We start from the raw sequence: 20,190 nt of genomic DNA, 5'->3' as shown, positions 1-20,190 counted from the left end.
CTGCAAGTGACGGCCCCGTGCGCGGGGCCCGTCGTGCTCAAGTGATCGTCTTGCAGCTTGCAGCCTGAAGGCTGGCAACTGCGGTAAAGAGGTTTTGAAAAATGGCTGAACGTCTGAACAACGACTTCCAGTTCATCGAAGTGGGCCGCAAGGACCCCAAGAAAAAGCTGCTGCGCCAGCGCAAGAAAGAGTTCGTGGAGATCTACGAGCCGTTCAAGCCCCAGCAGTCCGTAGAGCAGGCCCACCGTTGCCTGGGCTGTGGTAACCCCTATTGCGAGTGGAAGTGCCCGGTCCACAACTTCATCCCCAACTGGCTGAAGCTGGTTTCCGAAGGCAACATTCTTGCCGCGGCGGAGCTATCGCACCAGACCAACACCCTCCCGGAAGTCTGTGGCCGCGTATGCCCGCAGGATCGTCTGTGCGAGGGTGCCTGCACGCTGAACGACGGCTTCGGCGCGGTGACCATCGGCTCGGTCGAGAAGTACATCACCGACACCGCCTTCGCCATGGGCTGGCGCCCTGACATGTCCAAGGTCAAGCCAACCGGTAAGCGCGTTGCCATCATCGGTGCCGGGCCTGCCGGCCTGGGCTGCGCCGACGTGCTGGTGCGCGGCGGCGTGACCCCTGTGGTGTTCGACAAGAACCCGGAAATCGGCGGCCTGCTGACCTTCGGCATCCCTGAGTTCAAGCTGGAAAAGACCGTGCTGAGCAACCGCCGCGAGGTGTTCACCGGTATGGGGATCGAGTTCCGCCTCAATACCGAGGTTGGCAAGGACATCACCATGGAACAGTTGCTCGCCGAATACGACGCCGTGTTCATGGGCATGGGCACCTACACCTATATGAAAGGTGGTTTCCCGGGTGAGGACCTGCCTGGGGTGCACGACGCATTGGACTTTCTGATCGCCAACGTCAACCGTAACCTCGGTTTCGAAAAAGCGCCGGAAGACTTCGTCGACATGCAGGGCAAGAAGGTCGTGGTGCTCGGCGGTGGCGACACCGCGATGGACTGTAACCGTACGTCGATCCGTCAGGGCGCCAAGTCGGTCACCTGTGCCTACCGCCGTGACGAAGCCAACATGCCGGGTTCGCGCAAAGAGGTGAAGAACGCCAAGGAAGAAGGCGTGAAGTTCCTCTACAACCGCCAGCCTATCGCCATCGTCGGCGAAGACAAGGTCGAAGGGGTGAAAGTCGTCGAAACCCGTCTTGGCGAGCCGGATGCTCGTGGTCGTCGTAGCCCAGAGCCGATCCCAGGTTCCGAAGAAATCCTGCCGGCTGACGCCGTGGTGATCGCCTTCGGCTTCCGCCCAAGCCCAGCCCCGTGGTTCGAGCAGCATGGAATCGAGCTGGACAGCCAGGGCCGGGTTGTAGCGCCAGAGAAAGCCAAGTTCAAACACCAGACCAGCAACCCCAAAGTGTTTGCTGGCGGCGACATGGTGCGCGGTTCTGACCTGGTGGTTACAGCCATTTTCGAAGGCCGTAACGCTGCCGAAGGCATCCTGGACTACCTGGAGGTCTAAGAGCACTAGGTTTTGTATACAAAATCTATTGATCCACGACATACCTATTAAGAAAAGGCACGGCAAACAGCCGTGCCTTTTCTTTGTGCGTCTGAGAAAATGCCCGCACTATTTTTCCGGATGCCGACATGACTGCCCTGAAGAACGATCGTTTCCTGCGTGCACTGCTCAAGCAACCCGTGGACGTCACCCCCGTGTGGATGATGCGCCAGGCCGGCCGCTACCTGCCGGAGTACCGCGCCAGCCGTGCCAAGGCGGGTGATTTCATGAGCCTGTGCATGAACCCGCAGTTTGCCTGCGAGGTGACCCTGCAGCCGCTGGACCGCTACCCGCTGGATGCGGCGATCCTGTTCTCGGACATCCTCACCATCCCCGACGCCATGGGCCTGGGCCTGTATTTCGAAACCGGCGAAGGCCCGCGTTTCAAGAAAGTCGTCAGTACCCCGGCCGATATCGAGGCGCTGCAGGTTCCTGACCCGCAGAAAGACCTGGGTTATGTGATGGACGCGGTCAGTACCATCCGCCGTGAGCTCAACGGCCGGGTGCCGCTGATCGGCTTCTCCGGCAGCCCGTGGACCTTGGCCACTTACATGGTCGAAGGCGGCTCGTCCAAGGACTTCCGCAAGACCAAGGCCATGGCCTATGACAACCCGCAAGCCCTGCATCTGTTGCTGGACAAGCTGGCTCAGTCGGTCACCAGCTACCTCAACGGCCAGGTCCTCGCAGGCGCGCAAGCCGTGCAGATCTTCGACACCTGGGGCGGCAACCTGTCGGCGGCGGCGTATCAGGAGTTCTCACTGGCCTATATGCGCAAAATCGTCAGCGGCCTGATCCGCGAGCATGAGGGGCGTAAAGTGCCGGTGATTCTGTTCACCAAGAACGGCGGCCTGTGGTTGGAAAGCATCGCTGAAGCGGGAGCAGATGCACTGGGCCTGGACTGGACCTGCGACATCGGTGACGCCCGCCGCCGTGTGGGCGACAAAGTGGCGTTGCAGGGCAACATGGACCCGACCGTGTTGTACGCCAAGCCGCAGGCCATCCGCCAGGAAGTGGCGCGCATCTTGGCCAGATACGGCCACGGCACCGGTCATGTGTTCAACCTCGGCCACGGTATCACTCCGGAGGTCGACCCGGAGCACGCAGGTGTGTTCATTAACGCCGTACACGAACTGTCGGCGCAGTATCACCAGTGATTTGAAGGCAGAAAAGAAGAGCCCGGCGATATGCCGGGCTTTTTCATGTCATTAAGTTTGAATTCAGCGATCGTCGCTAATCTGGTCCCATTGAACATCAAACAGGACCCAATCACCATGAAAGCACGTTACCTTGCCTTGATTCTTGCGCCTCTGTTCAGCACTGCAGCACTGGCTGCGACTTACACCGGCCCCGGTGCCACACCGGTTACCACAGTGGCTGCAGCCAATGACGCTGCCGATGATACGCCGGTTGTGCTGCAAGGCTTTGTGACCAAGAAAATCAACAACGACGACAAGTACGAATTCAAGGACAACACCGGCACAATTACCGTCGAGATCGATGACGAAGACCTGCCGGCGACGCCGTTCAATGAAAAGACCAAGGTCAAGCTGACCGGCGAGGTCGAGAAACACCTTATGAGCCGTGAGGTGGACGTGGATATTGTCGAGATCATCAACTGATCCACTGGCCCTTTCGCGGGCAAACCGCGAAGGGGCCTCACACCGCTTTGGGCTGAAGCTTACTCAGGCGCAACGCCACCAGCAACGCCACCGCCAGCAAGCTGCCGATGAACAACCCGATCCCATTCCAGCCCCACTGGTGCCAGAACACACCGCCCGCCGTACCCGCCACGCTGGACCCTGCGTAATAGCTGAATAGGTACAGCGACGAAGCCTGTCCCTTGGCCTTGAGCGCCCGCCGCCCGATCCAGCTGCTGGCCACCGAGTGCGCACCGAAAAAGCCGAAGGTGAACACCAGCATGCCAACGATCACCATCGCCAAAGGGGTCGCCAAGGTCATCAGCAAGCCACCTGCCATAACCACGATACTGGCCCAGAACACCTTGCGTCGGCCCAGTTTGTCGGCCAGGGCACCGACCTGCGCTGAACTGTAGATGCCCGACAGGTAGACCACCGACAACAAGCCGACCAAGGCCTGGTTCATGTGGTAGGGCTCGGCCAGCAGGCGGTACCCGATGTAGTTGAAGAGCGTGACGAAGGCGCCCATCAGCAGAAAGGCCTCAAGGAACAGCCACGGCAGGCCGGCATCCTTGAAATGCATGACGAAACCGTCCAACAGGCTACGTGGATTCATCGATTGCTGGCGGAAATTACGCGACTCCGGCAGCACCTTCCAGAACACCAACGCCGCCAGCAGGGCCAGGCCGCCTATGGTCAACATCGCCGTATGCCAGCTGACGAAATCGATCAATACGCCGGTGATCAGCCGCCCGCTCATGCCACCGATGGCATTGCCGCCGATGTACAGGCCCATGGCCAGGCCGATGTGCTGCGGGTGAATCTCTTCGCTCAGGTAGGTCATTGCCACTGCCGCCAGGCCGCTCAGCGACAGGCCGACTAGTGCGCGGCTCGCCAGTACCAGTTCCCAGCTCGGCATCACCGCGCTGGCCAGGGTCGAGAGTGCGGCGCACACCAGTGCGAATACCATTACCGGCTTGCGTCCGATTCGATCGGAGACTGGCCCAGTCACCAACAGGCCGATTGCCAGCATCGCCGTCGACACCGACAAGACCAGGCTGCTTTGCGCCGCATTGATGGAAAACTCCTTCGATAAAAGGGGCATCATCGGCTGCACGCAATAAAGAAGGGCAAACGTGGCAAAGCCGCCGCTGAACAGTGCCAAGACGGTCTTGATGAAAGCCGGGGTGCCTTTCTCGATCCACATTTCGGTCAGGCCGGCAGGTTCAGTGTTGGCAGGAAGGGGTGCTACAGCAGTTTTCACGGACGGTACCTCTGGTGCAATGAAAAAAGCATATAGCTGGCTAATAATTAGATCCAATATATTGTTCGACCTATTTAAGACGTCAAACGACCTAATTGGAGCTGATCATGGAGCTGCGCCATTTGCGGTATTTCATCGCTGTTGCCGAGGAGTTGCATTTCGGACGCGCGGCTCAACAGCTGGGCATTTCCCAGCCACCTTTGAGCCAGCAGATCCAGGCCTTGGAGCAAGAGCTAGGGGCTCGCCTGTTCGAGCGAACCAACCGTCGTGTCGAGCTCAGTGAGGCTGGCCGGTTGTTCCTCGATGAGGCGCGGCAGGTGTTGGCCCAGGTGGAGAAAGCTGCCGACGTGGCGCGGCGCGCGCAGTTGGGCGAGTTGGGCGAGATGAAGATTGGCTTCACCTCGTCGGCACCGTTCACCTCGAAGATTCCCAAAGCCATCCATGCCTTTCGCCAGCGATTTCCGGCGGTGCACTTGAACCTCAAGGAAATGAGTAGCCGGGATGTTGCCGAAGGTGTGTTCGATGAGTCCATCGAGGTTGGGCTGATGCGACCGATGCCCTTACCCGAGGGCCTGGTGGCCATCGAGTTGTTCCGCGAGCCGTTGGTGGCGGTGATCAACGCCTCGCACCCCTTGGCAGAAGGCTCGGGACAGGGTGTGCACATGGCCGCACTGGCCCATGAACCTTTCGTGTTCTTCCCGCGCAGCTACGGCAGTGGCTTGCATGCGCAGTTGCTGAGCCTGGCCCGCCAAGCCGGCTTCAGCCCACATTTCGCCCAGGAGGCAGGGGAGGCGATGACCATCATTGGCCTGGTGTCTGCAGGCCTGGGGGTTTCGGTGCTGCCGGCTTCGTTCCAGCGGATGCGAATCGAGGGCGTGGTGTACCGCACGCTGCTGGATGAAGGGGCCATGTCGGCGGTTTGGCTGGTGCAGCGTGAGCAGGGGGCTTCGGTGATGGCTCGGGCCTTCGCCGAGTTGCTGACCGGACTGATGGCGAGCCAGGGTTGATCGGGGGGATACAGGCAGGCTAAGGGGCAAATGGCACTGGTCATTGCCGCTGCACCACCACATACTCGGGCATTCGTTGATACACGGAGGTCTATCATGCGGCGCGTGGTGTTCAATCAGAAAGGTGGTGTGGGCAAGTCGAGCATCGCTTGCAACCTGGCAGCAGTGAGTGCCAGCGAAGGTTACCGGACCTTGCTGATCGACCTGGATGCCCAGGCCAACTCCACCCAATACCTCACTGGCCTGACCGGCGACGATATCCCCATGGGCATTGCCGATTTCTTCAAGCAAAGCCTTTCCAGTGGCCCGTTCAGCAAGAAGAACCAAGTCGATATCTACGAAACACCGTTCGACAATCTGCATGTGGTCACCGCCACTGCAGAGCTGGCCGACCTGCAGCCAAAGCTTGAGGCCAAGCATAAAATCAACAAGTTGCGTAAGTTGCTCGACCAGCTGGACGAAGACTACGAACGGATCTACATCGACACGCCACCGGCCCTCAACTTTTATGCGGTTTCTGCATTGATCGCCGCTGATCGCGTGCTGATCCCCTTCGATTGCGACAGCTTCTCGCGCCAGGCGCTGTACGGCTTGCTGTCTGAGATCGAAGAGCTCAAGGACGACCATAACGAAGACCTGCTGGTCGAAGGTATCGTGGTCAATCAGTTCCAGTCACGCGCCAGCCTGCCCCAGCAGATGCTCGACGAACTGCTGGCCGAGGGGCTGCCGGTGTTACCGGTGTACCTGGGCAGTTCGGTGAAGATGCGCGAATCGCACCATGCCAGCCTGCCGCTGATTCACTTGGAACCGCGGCACAAGCTGACCCAGCAGTTTGTCGAACTGCACGATTTGCTCGAGGAGAATGGTTGAGGATCTCACAGGCACCAATCAGCTCAAGACTGGCGCTTCAAACCCCCTGACCGCGCAACCACTCCAGCAACGGCTGTAGCGCAAACGCCCCAGCCTGGCGGCTGATTTCACGACCGTTTTTGAACAGGATCAGGCTGGGAATCGAGCGGATTCCCAGTTGCCCCGCCAAGTTACGGTTGGCTTCGCTGTCCAGCTTGGCCAGGCGGCAGCGGCCGCTGAGCTGGCGGGCAGCCTGCTCGAAGGTCGGGGCAAACGATTTGCACGGGCCGCACCAGTCAGCCCAGACGTCGATCAGCAGCGGCACGTCGCCTTTGATCTGGCTGCCATAGTTCGCTTCGCTCAGTTCGAACGGCTGGCTCAACAGCACAGCCTGTTTGCAGCGCCCGCATTTGGGTGTGTCACCCAGGCGCTGCGCCGGCAAACGGTTAAGGCCGTTGCAGTGGGGGCAGGGGATTATCAGTGGCTCGGACATCAAGGCTCCTTGAACATTAAGAAGAACAGCTGATTTCCAGGTGTTTGCCCCACTCAGGTGGGCGCTCGGCGTAAGCCTGCATGCCGGCTTGTTCCTCGAACGGCGTGCTCAGTACCTGGTGCAGGCGGCGTACTTCACTGTAATCGCCCGCTTCGGCCGCTTCGATGGCCCGCTGCGCAAGATAGTTGCGCAGCACGTACAGGGGGTTCACGCCATGCATACGCTCACGACGGCCTTGGGCGTTGCCGCTTTCGCGCTCGCACCGGGCCAGGTAGTCCGCACCCCATGCATCGAAGCCGGCGAGGTCGATGAAGTCGTCGCGTACCAGCTTCAGAGCCTCGGCGACTGGCCGTTCACCCAGCTTGCGGAAGAACAGGTTGTAGTCCACGCCACCACTCTGCATGCGCTGCAGCAGGCGCTCGATCAATGCCATGTCGTCGTCTTCGCCCGTGGTCAGCCCCAGGCGGCTGCGCATCAGGTCCAGGTAGTGTGCCTGGTACAGCGGCAGGAACAGGCCCAGCGCCTCCTTCAACGGTTCCACTTCGATGACCGTGGTCAGGGCCTGGGCCAAGGCGCTGAGGTTCCAGTGGGCGATGGGCACCTGGTTGGCGTAGCTGTAGCGGCCGCGGTCGTCGGAATGGTTGCAGATGAAGTTGGCGTCGAAGTCGTCGAGGAAGGCGTAAGGCCCGAAATCGAAGGTGATGCCAAGAATCGACATGTTGTCGGTATTCATCACCCCATGGCAGAAGCCATAAGCCTGCCAGCGGGCGATCAGTTCGGCATTGCGCTCGACGATGGTGCGGAACATTGCCAGGTAGGGCTGCTCGGCATCGCGGCATTCGGGGTAGTGCTGCTGCAGCACATGGTCGATCAGCAGGCGCTGCTGCTCTGGCTGCTTGGTGTAGTAGAAGTATTCGAAATGCCCAAAACGCACATGGCTGTGGGCAAGGCGGGTGAGCATGGCGGCACTTTCGCGGGTCTCGCGCCAAACCGGCGTGCTTGAACCAACCACGCACAGGGCGCGGCTGGTAGGGATGCCGAGTGCGTGCAGGGCTTCGCTGGCGAGGAATTCACGAATCGATGAGCGCAGCACCGCACGGCCGTCGCCCATGCGCGAGTACGGGGTCTGGCCGGCTCCTTTGAGGTGCAGGTCCCAGTGCTCGCCCTGGTCGTTCAGCACCTCGGCCAGCAACAGGCCACGGCCATCACCCAGGCGCGGGTTGTAGGCGCCGAACTGGTGCCCTGAGTACACCATCGCGCGTGGGTCGGCCTCTTCCCAGAGCTTGTGGCCGCTGAACAGCTCGGCGAACAACGGCAGTTCGGCCTGGGCCGGGTCAAGGTCGAGCAGGGCCATGGCGGACGTGCTCGCCACCACCAGACGCGGCTCGGCGATCGGCTCGGGCAAGACCTGGGTAGAGAACGCATCGCCCAAACGGGCGAAGCGGTTGTCGAAGGTGAGTTGGTCGAGGGCTTTCACGGGCTGCTCCTGGGGTTCAGCACAGAATAAAGCATTCGAGCCTGCTCAGGCCGATGGGGTGCCATCGGGTTTGGGTTGTTCCATCGGGATCAGCTGTTGCTTGCCACCTTTGGAGTCCATCAGGAACACCTCGACCTGACGTACCGAGATCTTGATGTCATGGGCCTTGAACTCGCGGTTGATGTAGCGGTTGATCTCGTCCAGCGTCGGGTTGCGGTCACCCAGGTCACGGACATGCATGCGCAGTTCGTGGTCCAGGGAGCTTTCGCCGAAATTGAGGAAATACACCAGCGGCTCTGGGTCCTTGAGCACGCGCGGGTTCTCGTGGGCGCCCTTGAGCAGCAGATCGCGCACCAAGTCCAGGTCCGAGCCGTAGTCGATGCCCAGCTTCAACGTCACCCGAGTGACGGTGTCGGTCAGCGACCAGTTGATCAGCTGGCCGGTGATGAAGGTCTTGTTGGGTACGATGATGTCCTTGCGGTCGAAATCGGTGATGGTGGTGGCCCGAATGCGAATCTTGCTGACCGTCCCTGAAAGGTTGCCGATGGTGATGGTGTCGCCGATGCGCACCGGCCGCTCGAACAGGATCATGATGCCGGAGATGAAGTTGGCGAAGATCTCCTGCATGCCGAAGCCCAGGCCCACCGAGAGCGCTGCCACCAGCCACTGTAGCTTGTCCCAGCTCACCCCTAGGGTAGATAAGGTGCTGACAATACCTACGCCGACGATGGTGTAGGAAAGCAGTGTGGTGGTGGCGTAGGCGCTGCCCTGGGCCAGGTTCAGGCGTGAAAGCACCAGCACTTCCAGCAAGCCAGGCAAGTTGCCAGCCAGGGCGAAGGTGATGCCAACGATCACCAGGGCGCCCAGCAGGTCGCCGAGGCTGATCGGCACCATGCTGGCCGAGGTACCGGTCCCGCTGGTGTATTCGTACAGGGTGACGTTGTTGAGGTAGGCGAAGACCGAAAGCAGGTCAGACCAGACCCAGTACAGGCCGGCGATGAAACCGCCGAGCAGTGCCAGGCGGATCAGGCGCAGCGACTGCTGGTTGACCTGTTCGATGTCCAGGGTCGGCTCTTCGACGATGACTTCACCGTCGAGCCCTTCCTTGGCTGCCTGGCGCTTGCTCAATGCGCGCTGGTAGGCCAGGCGCCGCGCCGCCACCGACAGGCCGCGCACGAATGCCGCCTCGATCACCAGCCAGAACAGCAGCAGGTACAGGGTATAGATCAGGCGGTCGGTAAGTTTGAGCGCGGTGTAGTAGTAGCCGAAACACACCGCCACGAACAACGCGATCGGCAGCGCCGTGAAGGCCACCCCGACTGCTTTGCGGAACAGCGATGTATTGCGGTGCGCCGGGCTGCTCAAAAGCAGGCGGCTCAGTAGCCAGGCCATCAGGGCATAGCAGGTCAACACCACGCCGATACCCAGCACGTCGTCGGCCAGCGCCGAAGGCTGGTGCTCGGCGACGGCAACCACCCCGACCAGCGCCAGCACCACGATGCCCAGCCGGCGCACCCAGCCGCGTAGAAACTCGACCTGCGGCTTGTGCCAGCGGAAATGGATCTCGGCCACCCCGCCCGGGGCGAGGATACGGTAGGCGGTATAGAACACCAGCCAGGCCTGGGCCAGTTGCCACAGCGCGGCGCCCAGGTTGGCGTTCTGGCCGCGGGCGTCGATCTGCAGTGCATAGCTGCACAGGGCCAGGCCCAGACTCACCGGCATCGCCAGCAGTACATTGATCAGGATGGCCTGTGGCGTGTGCCATTGGCTGTCGCGACGGAAATGGCCGATATCCTGGTGGACCTTGTTCAGCCTTTCATACAGGTACTTGCGCCGCCACAAGAGGGCCCCAATGACCAGCAGCAGGGGCAGGAACAGTAGCGGGCGCTGGCTCAGGCCGTCGGCCAGTTCCTTGATACCCGAACCCCAGGGCAGGCTTGCGATCTGTTCGGGTAGGCGGGTCGGCACGAAGCTCAGCCAGTCCCAATCCAGCGGTTTGTTGCTGGGGATCCAGAACATCTGCTCATCGAGCGTGTTGCGCAGCCCCTGGGCGGTGCCCAGCAACTGCTTCTGGTTGAGCTGCAGAGTGATCGACTCGTTGAGCAGCGCCGACAGTTCACGGTTCAGGCGCTCGAGCAGGTCGCTGCGGGTGATCGCCACTTCGAGCAGCGCCTTGCGTAGCTGCGGTGTAACGTCTTGCTGCGGCTGGTTGGCCAGCAGCTTATCGACGTAGCCCACCGGGTTGCTCATTTGCTCGCGCTGCTGGTTGATCTCGAATTGATACAGGCGGATATCGGCAATCTGATCAGCCAGGTCACGGTCGAGCTTCAGGTGCGGCAGCGCCTGTTTCTGCTTGTAGAGGATCTTCGACAGCAGCAGGCTGCCTTTGAGAACGTTGATCTGTTCGTCCAGCGCCTGGTCGGCCTGGGTCAGGCTGTCGAGCTGCTGCTTGGTACGCAGGTTCTGCTGGGTCACCTCGTTGAGGCGGTCGGTGCTTTTGAGCAGGTAGTCCGAAAGCTTGAGGTTGGCCGCACTCTCAGTGGCGAGCAAGCTGCTGCCGCCAGCCTTCTGCGCCTCGATCGACTGTTGCGTGACGGTTTGTTGGGACTGGGCCAGGCGCTTGTCATTGATCAGCGTCTGCAGGTCCTGGATTTCCTGCTCCAGGCGTGCGGTACGCTCGATCAGCAGGTCATGCTGAGCATTGCCAAGGTCTTGCAGCAAACCATTGCCGGCCAGCTCCTGACGCCGCAGTTGGGTAAGGGCATTGAGCGAGGCCAATTCGGCATTGAGCTGATTGCGCTGGTCGGCGTTGATCGGCTTGCCAGCGTCTTTGCCGCTCTTGAGGATGTTGTTGATCTGCTGGGTGCGGGTCTGGTTTTGGCTGATCTCGGCCTGGGCCCGCTCCGGGCGGGTTTGTGAGTTGATGATCAGGCTATTGGCGTCTGACAGCGCCTTCTGCAAGTCGCCTTGCAGGGTATTGCGCTCGCTGAGCATTTGCTCGAGCTGCGGCACGCTCAGGTTGGCATAGCGCTGGGTGACCGGCTGGGGTTTGCTTTCCTTGAGCCTTGCCAGCTCTTTCTGGCTATCGCTGGTTTGCTTGGGCGCACCGGCCAGTTGCTGCTTGAGCGCGGCCAGCTTGCTCTCGCTGTCTTCTTTACTGTTTAGCAGCGCCAAAGTCTGCTCGAGCACCTGCTGCAGAGCCTTCTGGTCAGCTTCGGGCAGCTTGCGCTCGGCGATCTTGTCGAGGCTGTTCTGGATGCTGGCGGTGGTTGGGGCTTCTGCCGCGGTGGCCGCGAACGAAAGGGAAAGGCACAACCCAAGCAGGGCCGCGCGAAGGTACACACGCAAGGACATAGGCAGACTACTTATGGATCAGGCTAACACGCAGTTTAGAGGAACAATCCTGGTCCGGGTCGCGTTCCCTCGGGGAATCTGACGCCGACTTTCTGGATCTTGTTCCCGTCCATGGTCGCCACGGTCCAGATCGTGCCGTGCCATTCCACCTGGTCGCCTACTACTGGAGCGCCTCCGACCTTTTGTCGGATGAACTGCGCCAGCGGCATTTTCACGTCCAGACCATCGAGTTTCAGGCCGTACAGGGCGGCTACCGCACCCAACTCGGCATCGCCTTCGAGCACGAAGTCGCCGAAGAAACGCAGATCCAAACCACGTTGGGGTGCCTGGCTGAACAGTTTGCCCAAAGCCGGAAGATTGTGCTCGTGGCCGATCACGCAAAGCATGTCGCCGACTTCCAACACGGTACTGCCGGAAGGGTGCAGCAGTTGCTCGCCACGGAACAGCGCAGCGATACGCGTGCCTTCGGGCATTTTCAGCTCGCGCAGGGCGGCGCCGATGCACCATTTCTCCGCGCCCAAACGGTAGACGAACAGCTCCCACTCGCTGGTGACGTGCACCTCCAGGGCCGAGCGGGAGATCGGGGCAGGGTCTGGCGGCACGGTGACTTTCAGCAGCTTTGCCATCCAGGGCAGGCTTGTGCCTTGCACCAGCAGTGATACCAGCACGATGAAGAACGCCAGGTTGAAGAACAGCTGTGCGTCCGGTAGGCCCGCCATCAGCGGGAACACCGCCAGAATGATCGGCACCGCACCCCGCAGGCCAACCCAGGAGATGAAGGCTTTTTCGCGGCCGTGGAAGGCCTTGAACGGCAACAGGGCGGCGACCACCGATAGCGGCCGTGCCACCAGGATCATCCACAGCGCCAGGCCCAGTGCCGGCAGAGCGATCGGCAGCAAGTCGTGGGGCGTAACCAGCAGCCCCAGCACGAGGAACATGCCGATCTGGGCCAGCCAGGCCATGCCGTCAAGCATGTGCAAGATACCGTGGCGGCTGCGGATAGGCCTGTTGCCCAGCACCAGGCCGCACAGATAAACGGCCAGGAACCCGCTGCCGTGCAGGGCATTGGTCAGCGAGAACACCACAAGCCCCCCAGCGATGACCAGAATCGGGTATAGGCCGCCGGCCAGGTTGATGCGGTTGACCAATTGCAGCATCAGCCAGCCCCCACCCAGGCCGACCAGGCCACCGATGCCGAATTCGCGCAGCAAGTGGCCCAACAGGCTCCAGTGCAGGCCGGTCTGGCCACTGGCGATCATGTCGATCAGGGTGACAGTGAGGAATACCGCCATCGGGTCGTTGCTGCCCGACTCGATTTCCAGGGTGGCGGTAACCCGTTCGTTCAGGCCTTTGCCGCCCAGTAGCGAAAACACCGCGGCGGCGTCGGTCGAGCCGACGATGGCGCCGATCAGCAGGCCCTGGATCAGGCTCAGATCGAACAGCCAGGCGGCGACCATGCCGGTCAGCGCCGTGGTGATCATCACCCCGACCGTGGCCAGGGACAGCGCTGGCCACAGGGCCACTCGAAAACTCGCCACCCGTGTGCGCAGGCCGCCGTCGAGCAGAATCACGGCCAGTGCCAGGTTGCCCACCAGGTACGCGGTTGGGTAGTTGTTGAAGATGATGCCGCCACCATCCACGCCAGCGATCATGCCGACAGCGAGGATGATGACCAGAATCGGAATGCCCAGTCGCGACGACAGCGAGCTGACCAGGATACTTGCACCCACCAGCAATGCGCCGATCAGAAACAGGCTGTTGATGGTGCTGGCATCCAAAGGCAGTACTCCGGGGGGCGGGGCGGGGAAAGACTTGACTGGCAAGTCGCGTGCCAATCGATTCTAACCTGATGAATTGGCAGCCTGTAAAGCGTTTCTGCAGATGAAAAAAAGGCACCGCGAGGGTGCCTTCTATTTGGGTGGCCTAATGAGCGCTTTCGCGGTTAAAGCCGCTCCTACAGATACAGTGTGGGAGCGGACTCATCCGCAGCAGCCTCAAATGGCTTGGCTGAGTGGCGTCAGGGTCAAGCCTGCTTCACTTCACGCATTGGTTTGCCTTTGACCGGTGCATCGCCTGCCACATAGTACTTGGCAGTGCTGCGCGGCAGCGGCTTGCGGCCACGGATCTTGTCGGAGATTTTCTCGGCGATCATGATCGTGGTCGCATTGAGGTTACCGGTGATGATCAGCGGCATGATCGAGGCATCGACCACGCGCAGCCCCTGCATACCGTGCACTCGGCCTTCACCGTCAACTACCGCCATGTCGTCGGTGCCCATCTTGCACGAGCAGGATGGGTGGAAGGCGGTTTCGGCGTGCTCGCGGATGAATTTGTCCAGCTCTTCATCGGTCTGCACGTGCGCGCCCGGGCTGATTTCGCGGCCACGGTACGGGTCCAGCGCTGGCTGGGCCATGATTTCGCGGGTCAGGCGAATGCCGTCGCGGAACTCCTGCCAGTCCTGCTCGGTGGACATGTAGTTGAACAGGATGCTTGGGTGCTGGCGCGGGTCTTTGGACTTGGCCTGAACGCGACCGCGGGCGGGCGAGCGCATCGAACCCATGTGGGCCTGGAAGCCGTGTTCCTTCACACCGTTGGAACCGTTGTAATTGATGGCCACCGGCAGGAAGTGGTACTGGATGTTCGGCCACTTGAACTCAGGACGGCTGCGGATGAAACCGCCGGCCTCGAACTGGTTGCTGGCGCCGATGCCAGTCCCGTTGAACAGCCACTCGGCACCGATCGCCGGCTGGTTCCACCACAGCAGCGATGGGTACAGCGAAACCGGCTGGGTGCAGGCGTACTGCAGGTACAGCTCAAGGTGGTCCTGCAGGTTCTCGCCAACCCCTGGCAGGTCATGCACCACGGGAATGTCGAGGCTTTCGAGCAGGGCGCGTGGGCCAACACCGGAACGCTGCAGCAATTGCGGCGAAGCAATCGCGCCGGAGCTGACGATCACTTCCTTGCGGGCGCGGGCCTCCACGCGTTCTTCGCTGTCGCCGACCAGGTAGCTCACGCCTACGGCACGCTTGCCTTCGAACAGTACGCGGTCGCTCAGGGCGTGGGTGACGATGGTCAGGTTCGGGCGCTTCTTGGCCTGGTCCAGGTAGCCGCGAGCGGTGCTGGAACGGCGGCCGTTCTTGGTCACCGAGCGGTCCATCGGGCCGAAGCCCTCTTGCTGGTAGCCGTTGAGGTCTTCGGTACGCGGGTAACCGGCCTGCACGCCGGCTTCGACCATGGCGTTGAACAGCGGGTTGTTGCCCGGCTTGGGCGTGGCCACGCTGAGCGGGCCGTCGCCACCGTGATAGTCGTTCGGGCCGATGTCACGGGTTTCGGCTTTGCGGAAATACGGCAGGCAGTCCAGGTAGGTCCAGTCTTCAAGGCCTGGCAGTTCTGCCCAGCCGTCGAAGTCCATGGCGTTGCCGCGGATGTAGCACATGCCGTTGATTAGCGACGAACCGCCCAGGCCTTTACCGCGGCCACATTCCATGCGGCGGCCATCCATGTGCGGCTCTGGGTCGGTCTCGTAGGCCCAGTTATAGCGGCGGCCCTGCAGCGGGAAGGCCAAGGCAGCGGGCATCTGGGTGCGGAAGTCGAAGCGGTAGTCGGGGCCACCGGCTTCCAGCAGCAATACGCTGACACCGGCGTCTTCGGTCAGGCGGGTAGCCAGGGTGTTACCGGCCGAACCTGCACCGACGATAATGTAATCGAATTCTTGGGACATGAACGTACCCTCGTGTTGGCGGTGATCGGGGAGCGGGAGCGCCCGTGCCCAGAGGCACGGGCGTGGCTAGACAGGTTTTAGAAAACCGAGGTGTAGCCACCCAGCTCGACCTGCACCGACTTGATGCGAGTGTATTGAGCCAGCGAGCTGACGCCGTTCTCACGGCCTACGCCCGACTGCTTGTAGCCGCCAACCGGCATCTCGGCTGGCGATTCACCCCACGCGTTGATCCAGCAGATACCGGCTTCGAGCTGGTGGATGATGCGGTGGGCGCGGGAGATATCGTTGGTGCAGACACCGGCGGCCAGGCCGAAGTCGGTGTCGTTGGCGCGGCGGATGACTTCTTCTTCGCTTTCGTAGGTGAGGATGCTCATCACCGGGCCGAAGATCTCTTCCTTGACGATGGTCATGTCGTCGCGGCAATCGGTGAACACGGTCGGGGCCACGAAGGCACCCTTGGCGAATTCACCCTCAGTCAGACGCTCGCCACCGCACAGCACGCGGGCACCTTCTTCTTTGCCCTTGGCGATGTAGCCCAGCACGCTTTCCATGTGCTGGAAGCTGACCAGTGGGCCGAAGTTGGTATTTTCGTCTTCCGGGTTGCCAGCGCGAATGCGGGCAACGCGCTCGACGATCTTGGCTTCGAAGGCCGCTTTCATTTCGGCCGGGACGAACACGCGGGTGCCGTTGGTGCAGACCTGCCCCGAGCTGTAGAAGTTGGCCATCATGGCGATGTCGGCGGCCTTGTCCAGGTCGGCGTCAGCGCAGATGATCAGCGGCGACTTGCCGCCCAGTTCCATGGTGACTTCCTTGAGCGACGAGCTCGAGGCGCTGGCCATGACCTTTTTACCGGTGGTGGTGCCGCCGGTGAAGGAAATTTTCTCGATGCGTGGGTGCTCGGTCAGCCAGGTGCCCACTTCGCGGCCGCTGCCGGTCAGCACGTTGAACACGCCATTGGGCAGGCCGGCTTCGGTGTAGATTTCGGCCAGTTTCAGAGTGGTCAGGGAGGTGACTTCCGACGGCTTGAAGATCATTGCGTTGCCGGCGGCCAGCGCGGGTGCGGATTTCCACAGCGCGATCTGGATCGGGTAGTTCCACGCGCCGATACCGGCGGTCACGCCCAGCGGCTCGCGACGGGTGTACACGAAAGACGACTCGCGCAGCGGGATCTGCTCGCCTTCGATGGCCGGCACCAGGCCTGCGTAGTACTCCAGCACATCGGCGCCGGTGACGATGTCGACATAGCGGGTTTCGGAGTACGACTTGCCGGTGTCCAGGGTTTCCAGCATGGCCAGCTCGTCATTGCGCTCGCGCAGGATGTCGACGGCACGGCGCAGAATGCGCGAACGCTGCATGGCGGTCATCGCAGCCCAGACCTTCTGGCCGCGCTCGGCGCTTTGCACGGCCTTCTCGACGTCAGCCTCGGTGGCGCGCTGCACGTGGGCGAGGACTTCGCCGGTGGCCGGGTTGATGGCTTCGAAGGTGGCATCGCTGCCAGCGTCGACGTAAGCACCATCAATGTAGAGTTTTTGCGTTCCGAAACGGGCCATAGTGTCCTCGCAAGTGCAGTGTGTGATTGGCTGCGCGTCACGCTCCTGCCGGTGTGGCAAGCGCCGTGCGTGCTTGGTCAGCCACCTGGTCGGTTGTGCCCAGGGTGTGCTGTTTAGCCAGTTGTAGATCCATGTATTCGTTGGCAATCCGTATTGCCTGGTCGGTGTCGAATGCATCACCCGACAGCGCGCCACGCAGCCACAAGCCATCGATCAAGGCCGCCAGGCCGCGGGCTGCCTTGCGCGCATGGTAAAGCGGCAGGGCGCGGCGGAACTGGCAACACAGGTTGGAGTACAGACGGTGGTCGTTAATTCGCTGCAACCTGTGCAAATCGGGCTGGTGCATGCTGGAAGCCCAGAAGGCCAACCAGGTTTTCATCGCCGGGCCGTTCACCTGGCTGGCATCGAAGTTGCCCTCGATGATCACCTTCAGGTGGGCTCGCGGGCTGTCGTCGATCAGGGCCTGGCGACGTGCTCTTACGCCTTCGTTGAGCATGTTCATGATGTAACCCATCGTCGCTGCGATCAGGCCGTTCTTGTCCCGAAAGTAGTGACTGATGATGCCGTTCGACACGCCGGCCAAACGGGCAATCAGCGCAATGCTGGCGTCCCCCAGTCCGACCTGATCGACCGCCTGCAACGTGGCTTCGATCAACTGCTGACGGCGGATGGGTTGCATACCGACCTTGGGCATCTTGCTATCTCCTCAGGTCCTGCCAGCAGACGACAGACGGCTGACTCGGCGAAGACCAGTCTATTTTGTTTTGATTGAACGTTCAATCAATAAAGAATAAGCTCTGCGACAATTTGTGCCATTGACACTGTTCAAAGCGATCGGTGAGGCGCGAATTGACACCCCAGGAAATCGCGAAAACCCCCGGAATACAAGGCGTTGACGGGCATGGGCGATGCGAAATTCAGATTCTGCCGTACGGTCACTGGCCCTGCGACAGGCCCTTGGAGCGGGCGGGGTAGTCTGTGACCAATGCGCGCACCTAAGCGGTGATGCAGCAGTTTTCAACAGGCCGCCTGTCTGTTTTTTGCAACGTATCGACTCGGGATCGCGTTTTCCAAGTTGCTTTTATAACACCTGATGCAGTGGGGATATTCCACCAATTGCTCGGGAAAGACTGATTAGCCTCCACAGCCGCACTGCCCGGAGCATTCGTGCAATGAGTTCTGCCTCCCTTACCAAGCCCCCCGCCGAGAGGGTACGGGTCAACCGCGTGGTGTTCTTCACCTCCGCGCTGATGATTCTCGTTTTGACTGCCTTGCTGATCGCTGTACCCGAAACCGCTGGCCGTGTGCTGGGCGTCGCCCAGACATGGCTTACGCGCACCTTCGGCTGGTACTACATGCTGGTGATCTGCGGTTACCTGCTGTTCGTGGTTTACCTGGCCTTCTCCGATTACGGCAAGCTCAAGCTGGGCGGCAAGGATGACCAGCCCGATTTCAGCTACGGTGCCTGGGCCGGCATGTTGTTTTCTTCCGGCATCGGTATCTCGCTGTTGTACTTCGGTGCTTCCGAGCCACTGGACCACTACTTCAACCCACCGCAAGGCACCCCTGCCAGCCTTGAGGCCGCACGCCAGGGCCTGCAACTGACCTTCCTGCACTGGGGGCTGCATGGCTGGGCGATCTATGCGCTGGTGGGCCTGGCCGTGGGTTACTTCGCCTACCGCCATAACCAGCCGCTGGCGCTGCGTTCGGCCCTGTACCCGCTGGTTGGTGAGCGTTGGGTCAAAGGCGCTGCAGGCAATGCCGTGGACATCTTCGGTATGTTCGTCACCTTGCTGGGCCTGGTCACCAACCTGGGGATCGGTGCAATGCAGGTGGCCTCTGGGCTTGAATACCTGTTTGGCATGGACCACAGCAAAACCAACCTGTTAGTGGTGATCCTGGTGATGGCCGGCGTGGCAACCGTTGCCGCAGTGTCTGGCGTGGAAAACGGCATCCGCCGCCTGTCCAACCTGAATATCCTGCTGTTCAGCGGCCTGTTGATCTTCGTACTGCTGGCCGGCAACACCCTGCATCTGTTCAACGGTTTCGTGCAGAACGTCGGGGACTACCTCAATGGCATCGTGCTCAAGACCTTCGACCTGTACGTGTATGAAGGCGAGAACGGCCAGTCCGAGCGCTGGTTGGGCCTGTGGACGGTGTTCTACTGGGCCTGGTGGATCTCCTGGGGTCCATTCGTCGGCATGTTCATCGCCCGTATCTCCAAGGGCCGCACCGTGCGCCAGCTAGTCAGCGGGGTGCTGCTGATCCCACTGGGCTTCACCTTGGCCTGGCTGTCGATCTTCGGCAATACCGCATTGGACCTGGTGATCAACCACGGCGCTGTCGAGCTCGGCAAGACGGCGCTGGAGCAGCCTTCGATGTCGATCTACCAGCTGCTGGAGTACTTCCCGGCAGCCAAGATCGTCATCGGTGTGGCAGTGTTCGTGGGCTTTGTGCTGTTCCTCACCCCCGCCGACTCCGGTGCGGTGATGATGGCCAACCTGTCGTGCAAAGGCGGCAAGGTCGACGAAGATGCCCCACATTGGATGGTGGTGTTCTGGTCGGTGGTCATTACCCTGGTCACCATCGGCCTGCTGTTCGCCGGTAACTTCGAAGCCATGCAGACCATGGTGGTACTGGCGGGGCTGCCGTTCTCGGTGGTGTTGGTGCTGTTCATGTTCGGCCTGTACAAAGCCATGAAGCACGACGTTGCCGTCGAAAGCGAACGCGCCGAGCTGGCTGCCCGTGGCCGCCGCGGCTTCAGTGAGCGGCTGACCCAGCTCGACCTGCAGCCGACCCAGGCCGTAGTGCAGCGGTTCATGGACAAACAGGTCAGCCCGGCGCTCAAGGAAGCCGCCGTTCAGTTGCAGACCCTGGGTTTTGAAGTGGAAACCCGTGTTGGCCAGTCGCGCAGCATGATGGGCCTGCGGGTGATGATGGAGGAGGGCAACCCGTTCGTTTACGAAGTGAGCCTCGATGGCTACTTGGCGGCGCCAAGCGAGGCACCGGTGGAGGGCGAGCCCCAGGTGCGTCAGCGCTTCTACCGGGCCGAGGTGTACCTGCACGATGGCAGCCAGGAGTATGACCTGATGGGCTTTGCGCCGGAGCAGATCGTGCGTGACGTGCTCGATCAGTTCGAAAGCCACCGCCAGTTGCTGGGGCGTGTCTATAGCTGATCGCTGAGCCGCAGCGAGCAGGGGCCTGGTGCGAAAGCATCAGGCCTTTTTCGTTTGTGCGCAGTCGCAATATGTACAGCCAAGCGGGCTTGGGCGTGACGGC

Annotated in this window: 14 protein-coding genes; 6 read left to right on the top strand and 8 right to left on the bottom strand. The window is 61.3% G+C overall.

The genetic code is table 11. The features are described from left to right. Positions 1–101: 101 nt before the first annotated feature. The 3 genes from J5M56_RS17035 to J5M56_RS17025 all read left to right on the top strand — a co-directional run bounded on the left by J5M56_RS17035 (position 102) and on the right by J5M56_RS17025 (position 3,178). The gene (locus tag J5M56_RS17035) at positions 102–1,520 is read left to right on the top strand and encodes an FAD-dependent oxidoreductase (RefSeq protein ID WP_060479893.1); all 1,419 of its coding nucleotides are present in this window, start codon (positions 102–104) and stop codon (positions 1,518–1,520) included. A gap of 128 nt (positions 1,521–1,648) precedes the next feature. Continuing rightward, entirely contained in the window at positions 1,649–2,713 is a 1,065-nt protein-coding gene (gene hemE / locus J5M56_RS17030; protein WP_207937363.1) for a uroporphyrinogen decarboxylase, read from the top strand. Positions 2,714–2,830: 117 nt separating this feature from the next. After that, positions 2,831–3,178: a NirD/YgiW/YdeI family stress tolerance protein gene (locus J5M56_RS17025; RefSeq protein WP_060480556.1), complete on the top strand. Its 348-nt coding sequence runs from the start codon at positions 2,831–2,833 to the stop codon at positions 3,176–3,178. 37 nt (positions 3,179–3,215) lie between these two features. Here the strand turns inward: J5M56_RS17025 and J5M56_RS17020 are convergent, their stop codons facing one another. Next, positions 3,216–4,403 (bottom strand): MFS transporter, encoded by a 1,188-nt coding sequence (locus J5M56_RS17020; protein WP_243430812.1) that lies wholly within the window; start codon positions 4,401–4,403, stop codon positions 3,216–3,218. A 164-nt stretch (positions 4,404–4,567) separates the two neighbouring features. Between J5M56_RS17020 and J5M56_RS17015 the strand changes: the two genes are divergently transcribed. Then, positions 4,568–5,467, top strand: a complete 900-nt coding sequence (locus J5M56_RS17015) for a LysR family transcriptional regulator (RefSeq protein WP_207937361.1) — start codon at positions 4,568–4,570, stop codon at positions 5,465–5,467. Positions 5,468–5,563: 96 nt separating this feature from the next. Then, the gene (locus J5M56_RS17010; protein WP_186476277.1) at positions 5,564–6,337 is read left to right on the top strand and encodes a ParA family protein; all 774 of its coding nucleotides are present in this window, start codon (positions 5,564–5,566) and stop codon (positions 6,335–6,337) included. Between the two features lie 37 nt (positions 6,338–6,374). On the opposite strand, the gene trxC is transcribed toward J5M56_RS17010, so the two are convergent. The 7 genes from trxC to betI all read right to left on the bottom strand — a co-directional run bounded on the left by trxC (position 6,375) and on the right by betI (position 17,605). Next, the gene (gene trxC, locus J5M56_RS17005) at positions 6,375–6,809 is read right to left on the bottom strand and encodes a thioredoxin TrxC (RefSeq protein ID WP_186476278.1); all 435 of its coding nucleotides are present in this window, start codon (positions 6,807–6,809) and stop codon (positions 6,375–6,377) included. Positions 6,810–6,825: 16 nt separating this feature from the next. Continuing rightward, complete coding sequence (gene selO, locus J5M56_RS17000) at positions 6,826–8,286, bottom strand: protein adenylyltransferase SelO (protein WP_207937360.1); 1,461 nt, start codon at positions 8,284–8,286, stop codon at positions 6,826–6,828. Positions 8,287–8,331: 45 nt separating this feature from the next. Then, entirely contained in the window at positions 8,332–11,640 is a 3,309-nt protein-coding gene (mscK, locus tag J5M56_RS16995; protein WP_207937359.1) for a mechanosensitive channel MscK, read from the bottom strand. Positions 11,641–11,675: 35 nt separating this feature from the next. Next, on the bottom strand, positions 11,676–13,418 hold the full coding sequence (locus J5M56_RS16990; RefSeq protein ID WP_207937358.1) for a potassium/proton antiporter: 1,743 nt from the start codon (positions 13,416–13,418) through the stop codon (positions 11,676–11,678). Between the two features lie 245 nt (positions 13,419–13,663). After that, positions 13,664–15,361: a choline dehydrogenase gene (gene betA, locus J5M56_RS16985; RefSeq protein ID WP_060480467.1), complete on the bottom strand. Its 1,698-nt coding sequence runs from the start codon at positions 15,359–15,361 to the stop codon at positions 13,664–13,666. A gap of 77 nt (positions 15,362–15,438) precedes the next feature. Beyond that, positions 15,439–16,911, bottom strand: a complete 1,473-nt coding sequence (gene betB, locus J5M56_RS16980) for a betaine-aldehyde dehydrogenase (protein WP_207937357.1) — start codon at positions 16,909–16,911, stop codon at positions 15,439–15,441. Between the two features lie 37 nt (positions 16,912–16,948). Further along, a complete protein-coding gene (gene betI / locus J5M56_RS16975; RefSeq protein ID WP_060480469.1) occupies positions 16,949–17,605 on the bottom strand; it encodes a transcriptional regulator BetI in 657 nt (218 codons plus the stop codon). A 535-nt stretch (positions 17,606–18,140) separates the two neighbouring features. Between betI and J5M56_RS16970 the strand changes: the two genes are divergently transcribed. Next, a complete protein-coding gene (locus tag J5M56_RS16970; RefSeq protein ID WP_288440402.1) occupies positions 18,141–20,087 on the top strand; it encodes a BCCT family transporter in 1,947 nt (648 codons plus the stop codon). Positions 20,088–20,190: the final 103 nt, after the last annotated feature.

Source organism: Pseudomonas sp. 51_B (assembly GCF_017491595.1).
GTDB lineage: Bacteria > Pseudomonadota > Gammaproteobacteria > Pseudomonadales > Pseudomonadaceae > Aquipseudomonas > Aquipseudomonas promysalinigenes.
This window is presented reverse-complemented; position numbering and strand designations above follow the sequence as displayed.

Bases quoted from the DNA above. Each gene is read 5' to 3' on its own strand.
- J5M56_RS17010 (WP_186476277.1), top strand. From the start codon at position 5,564: ATGCGGCGCGTGGTGTTCAATCAGAAAGGTGGTGTGGGCAAGTCGAGC.
- trxC (WP_186476278.1), bottom strand. From the start codon at position 6,809: ATGTCCGAGCCACTGATAATCCCCTGCCCCCACTGCAACGGCCTTAAC.
- betI (WP_060480469.1), bottom strand. From the start codon at position 17,605: ATGCCCAAGGTCGGTATGCAACCCATCCGCCGTCAGCAGTTGATCGAA.
- mscK (WP_207937359.1), bottom strand. From the start codon at position 11,640: ATGTCCTTGCGTGTGTACCTTCGCGCGGCCCTGCTTGGGTTGTGCCTT.
- betB (WP_207937357.1), bottom strand. From the start codon at position 16,911: ATGGCCCGTTTCGGAACGCAAAAACTCTACATTGATGGTGCTTACGTC.
- J5M56_RS17020 (WP_243430812.1), bottom strand. From the start codon at position 4,403: ATGTGGATCGAGAAAGGCACCCCGGCTTTCATCAAGACCGTCTTGGCA.
- J5M56_RS17025 (WP_060480556.1), top strand. From the start codon at position 2,831: ATGAAAGCACGTTACCTTGCCTTGATTCTTGCGCCTCTGTTCAGCACT.
- betA (WP_060480467.1), bottom strand. From the start codon at position 15,361: ATGTCCCAAGAATTCGATTACATTATCGTCGGTGCAGGTTCGGCCGGT.
- J5M56_RS17035 (WP_060479893.1), top strand. From the start codon at position 102: ATGGCTGAACGTCTGAACAACGACTTCCAGTTCATCGAAGTGGGCCGC.
- J5M56_RS17015 (WP_207937361.1), top strand. From the start codon at position 4,568: ATGGAGCTGCGCCATTTGCGGTATTTCATCGCTGTTGCCGAGGAGTTG.
- hemE (WP_207937363.1), top strand. From the start codon at position 1,649: ATGACTGCCCTGAAGAACGATCGTTTCCTGCGTGCACTGCTCAAGCAA.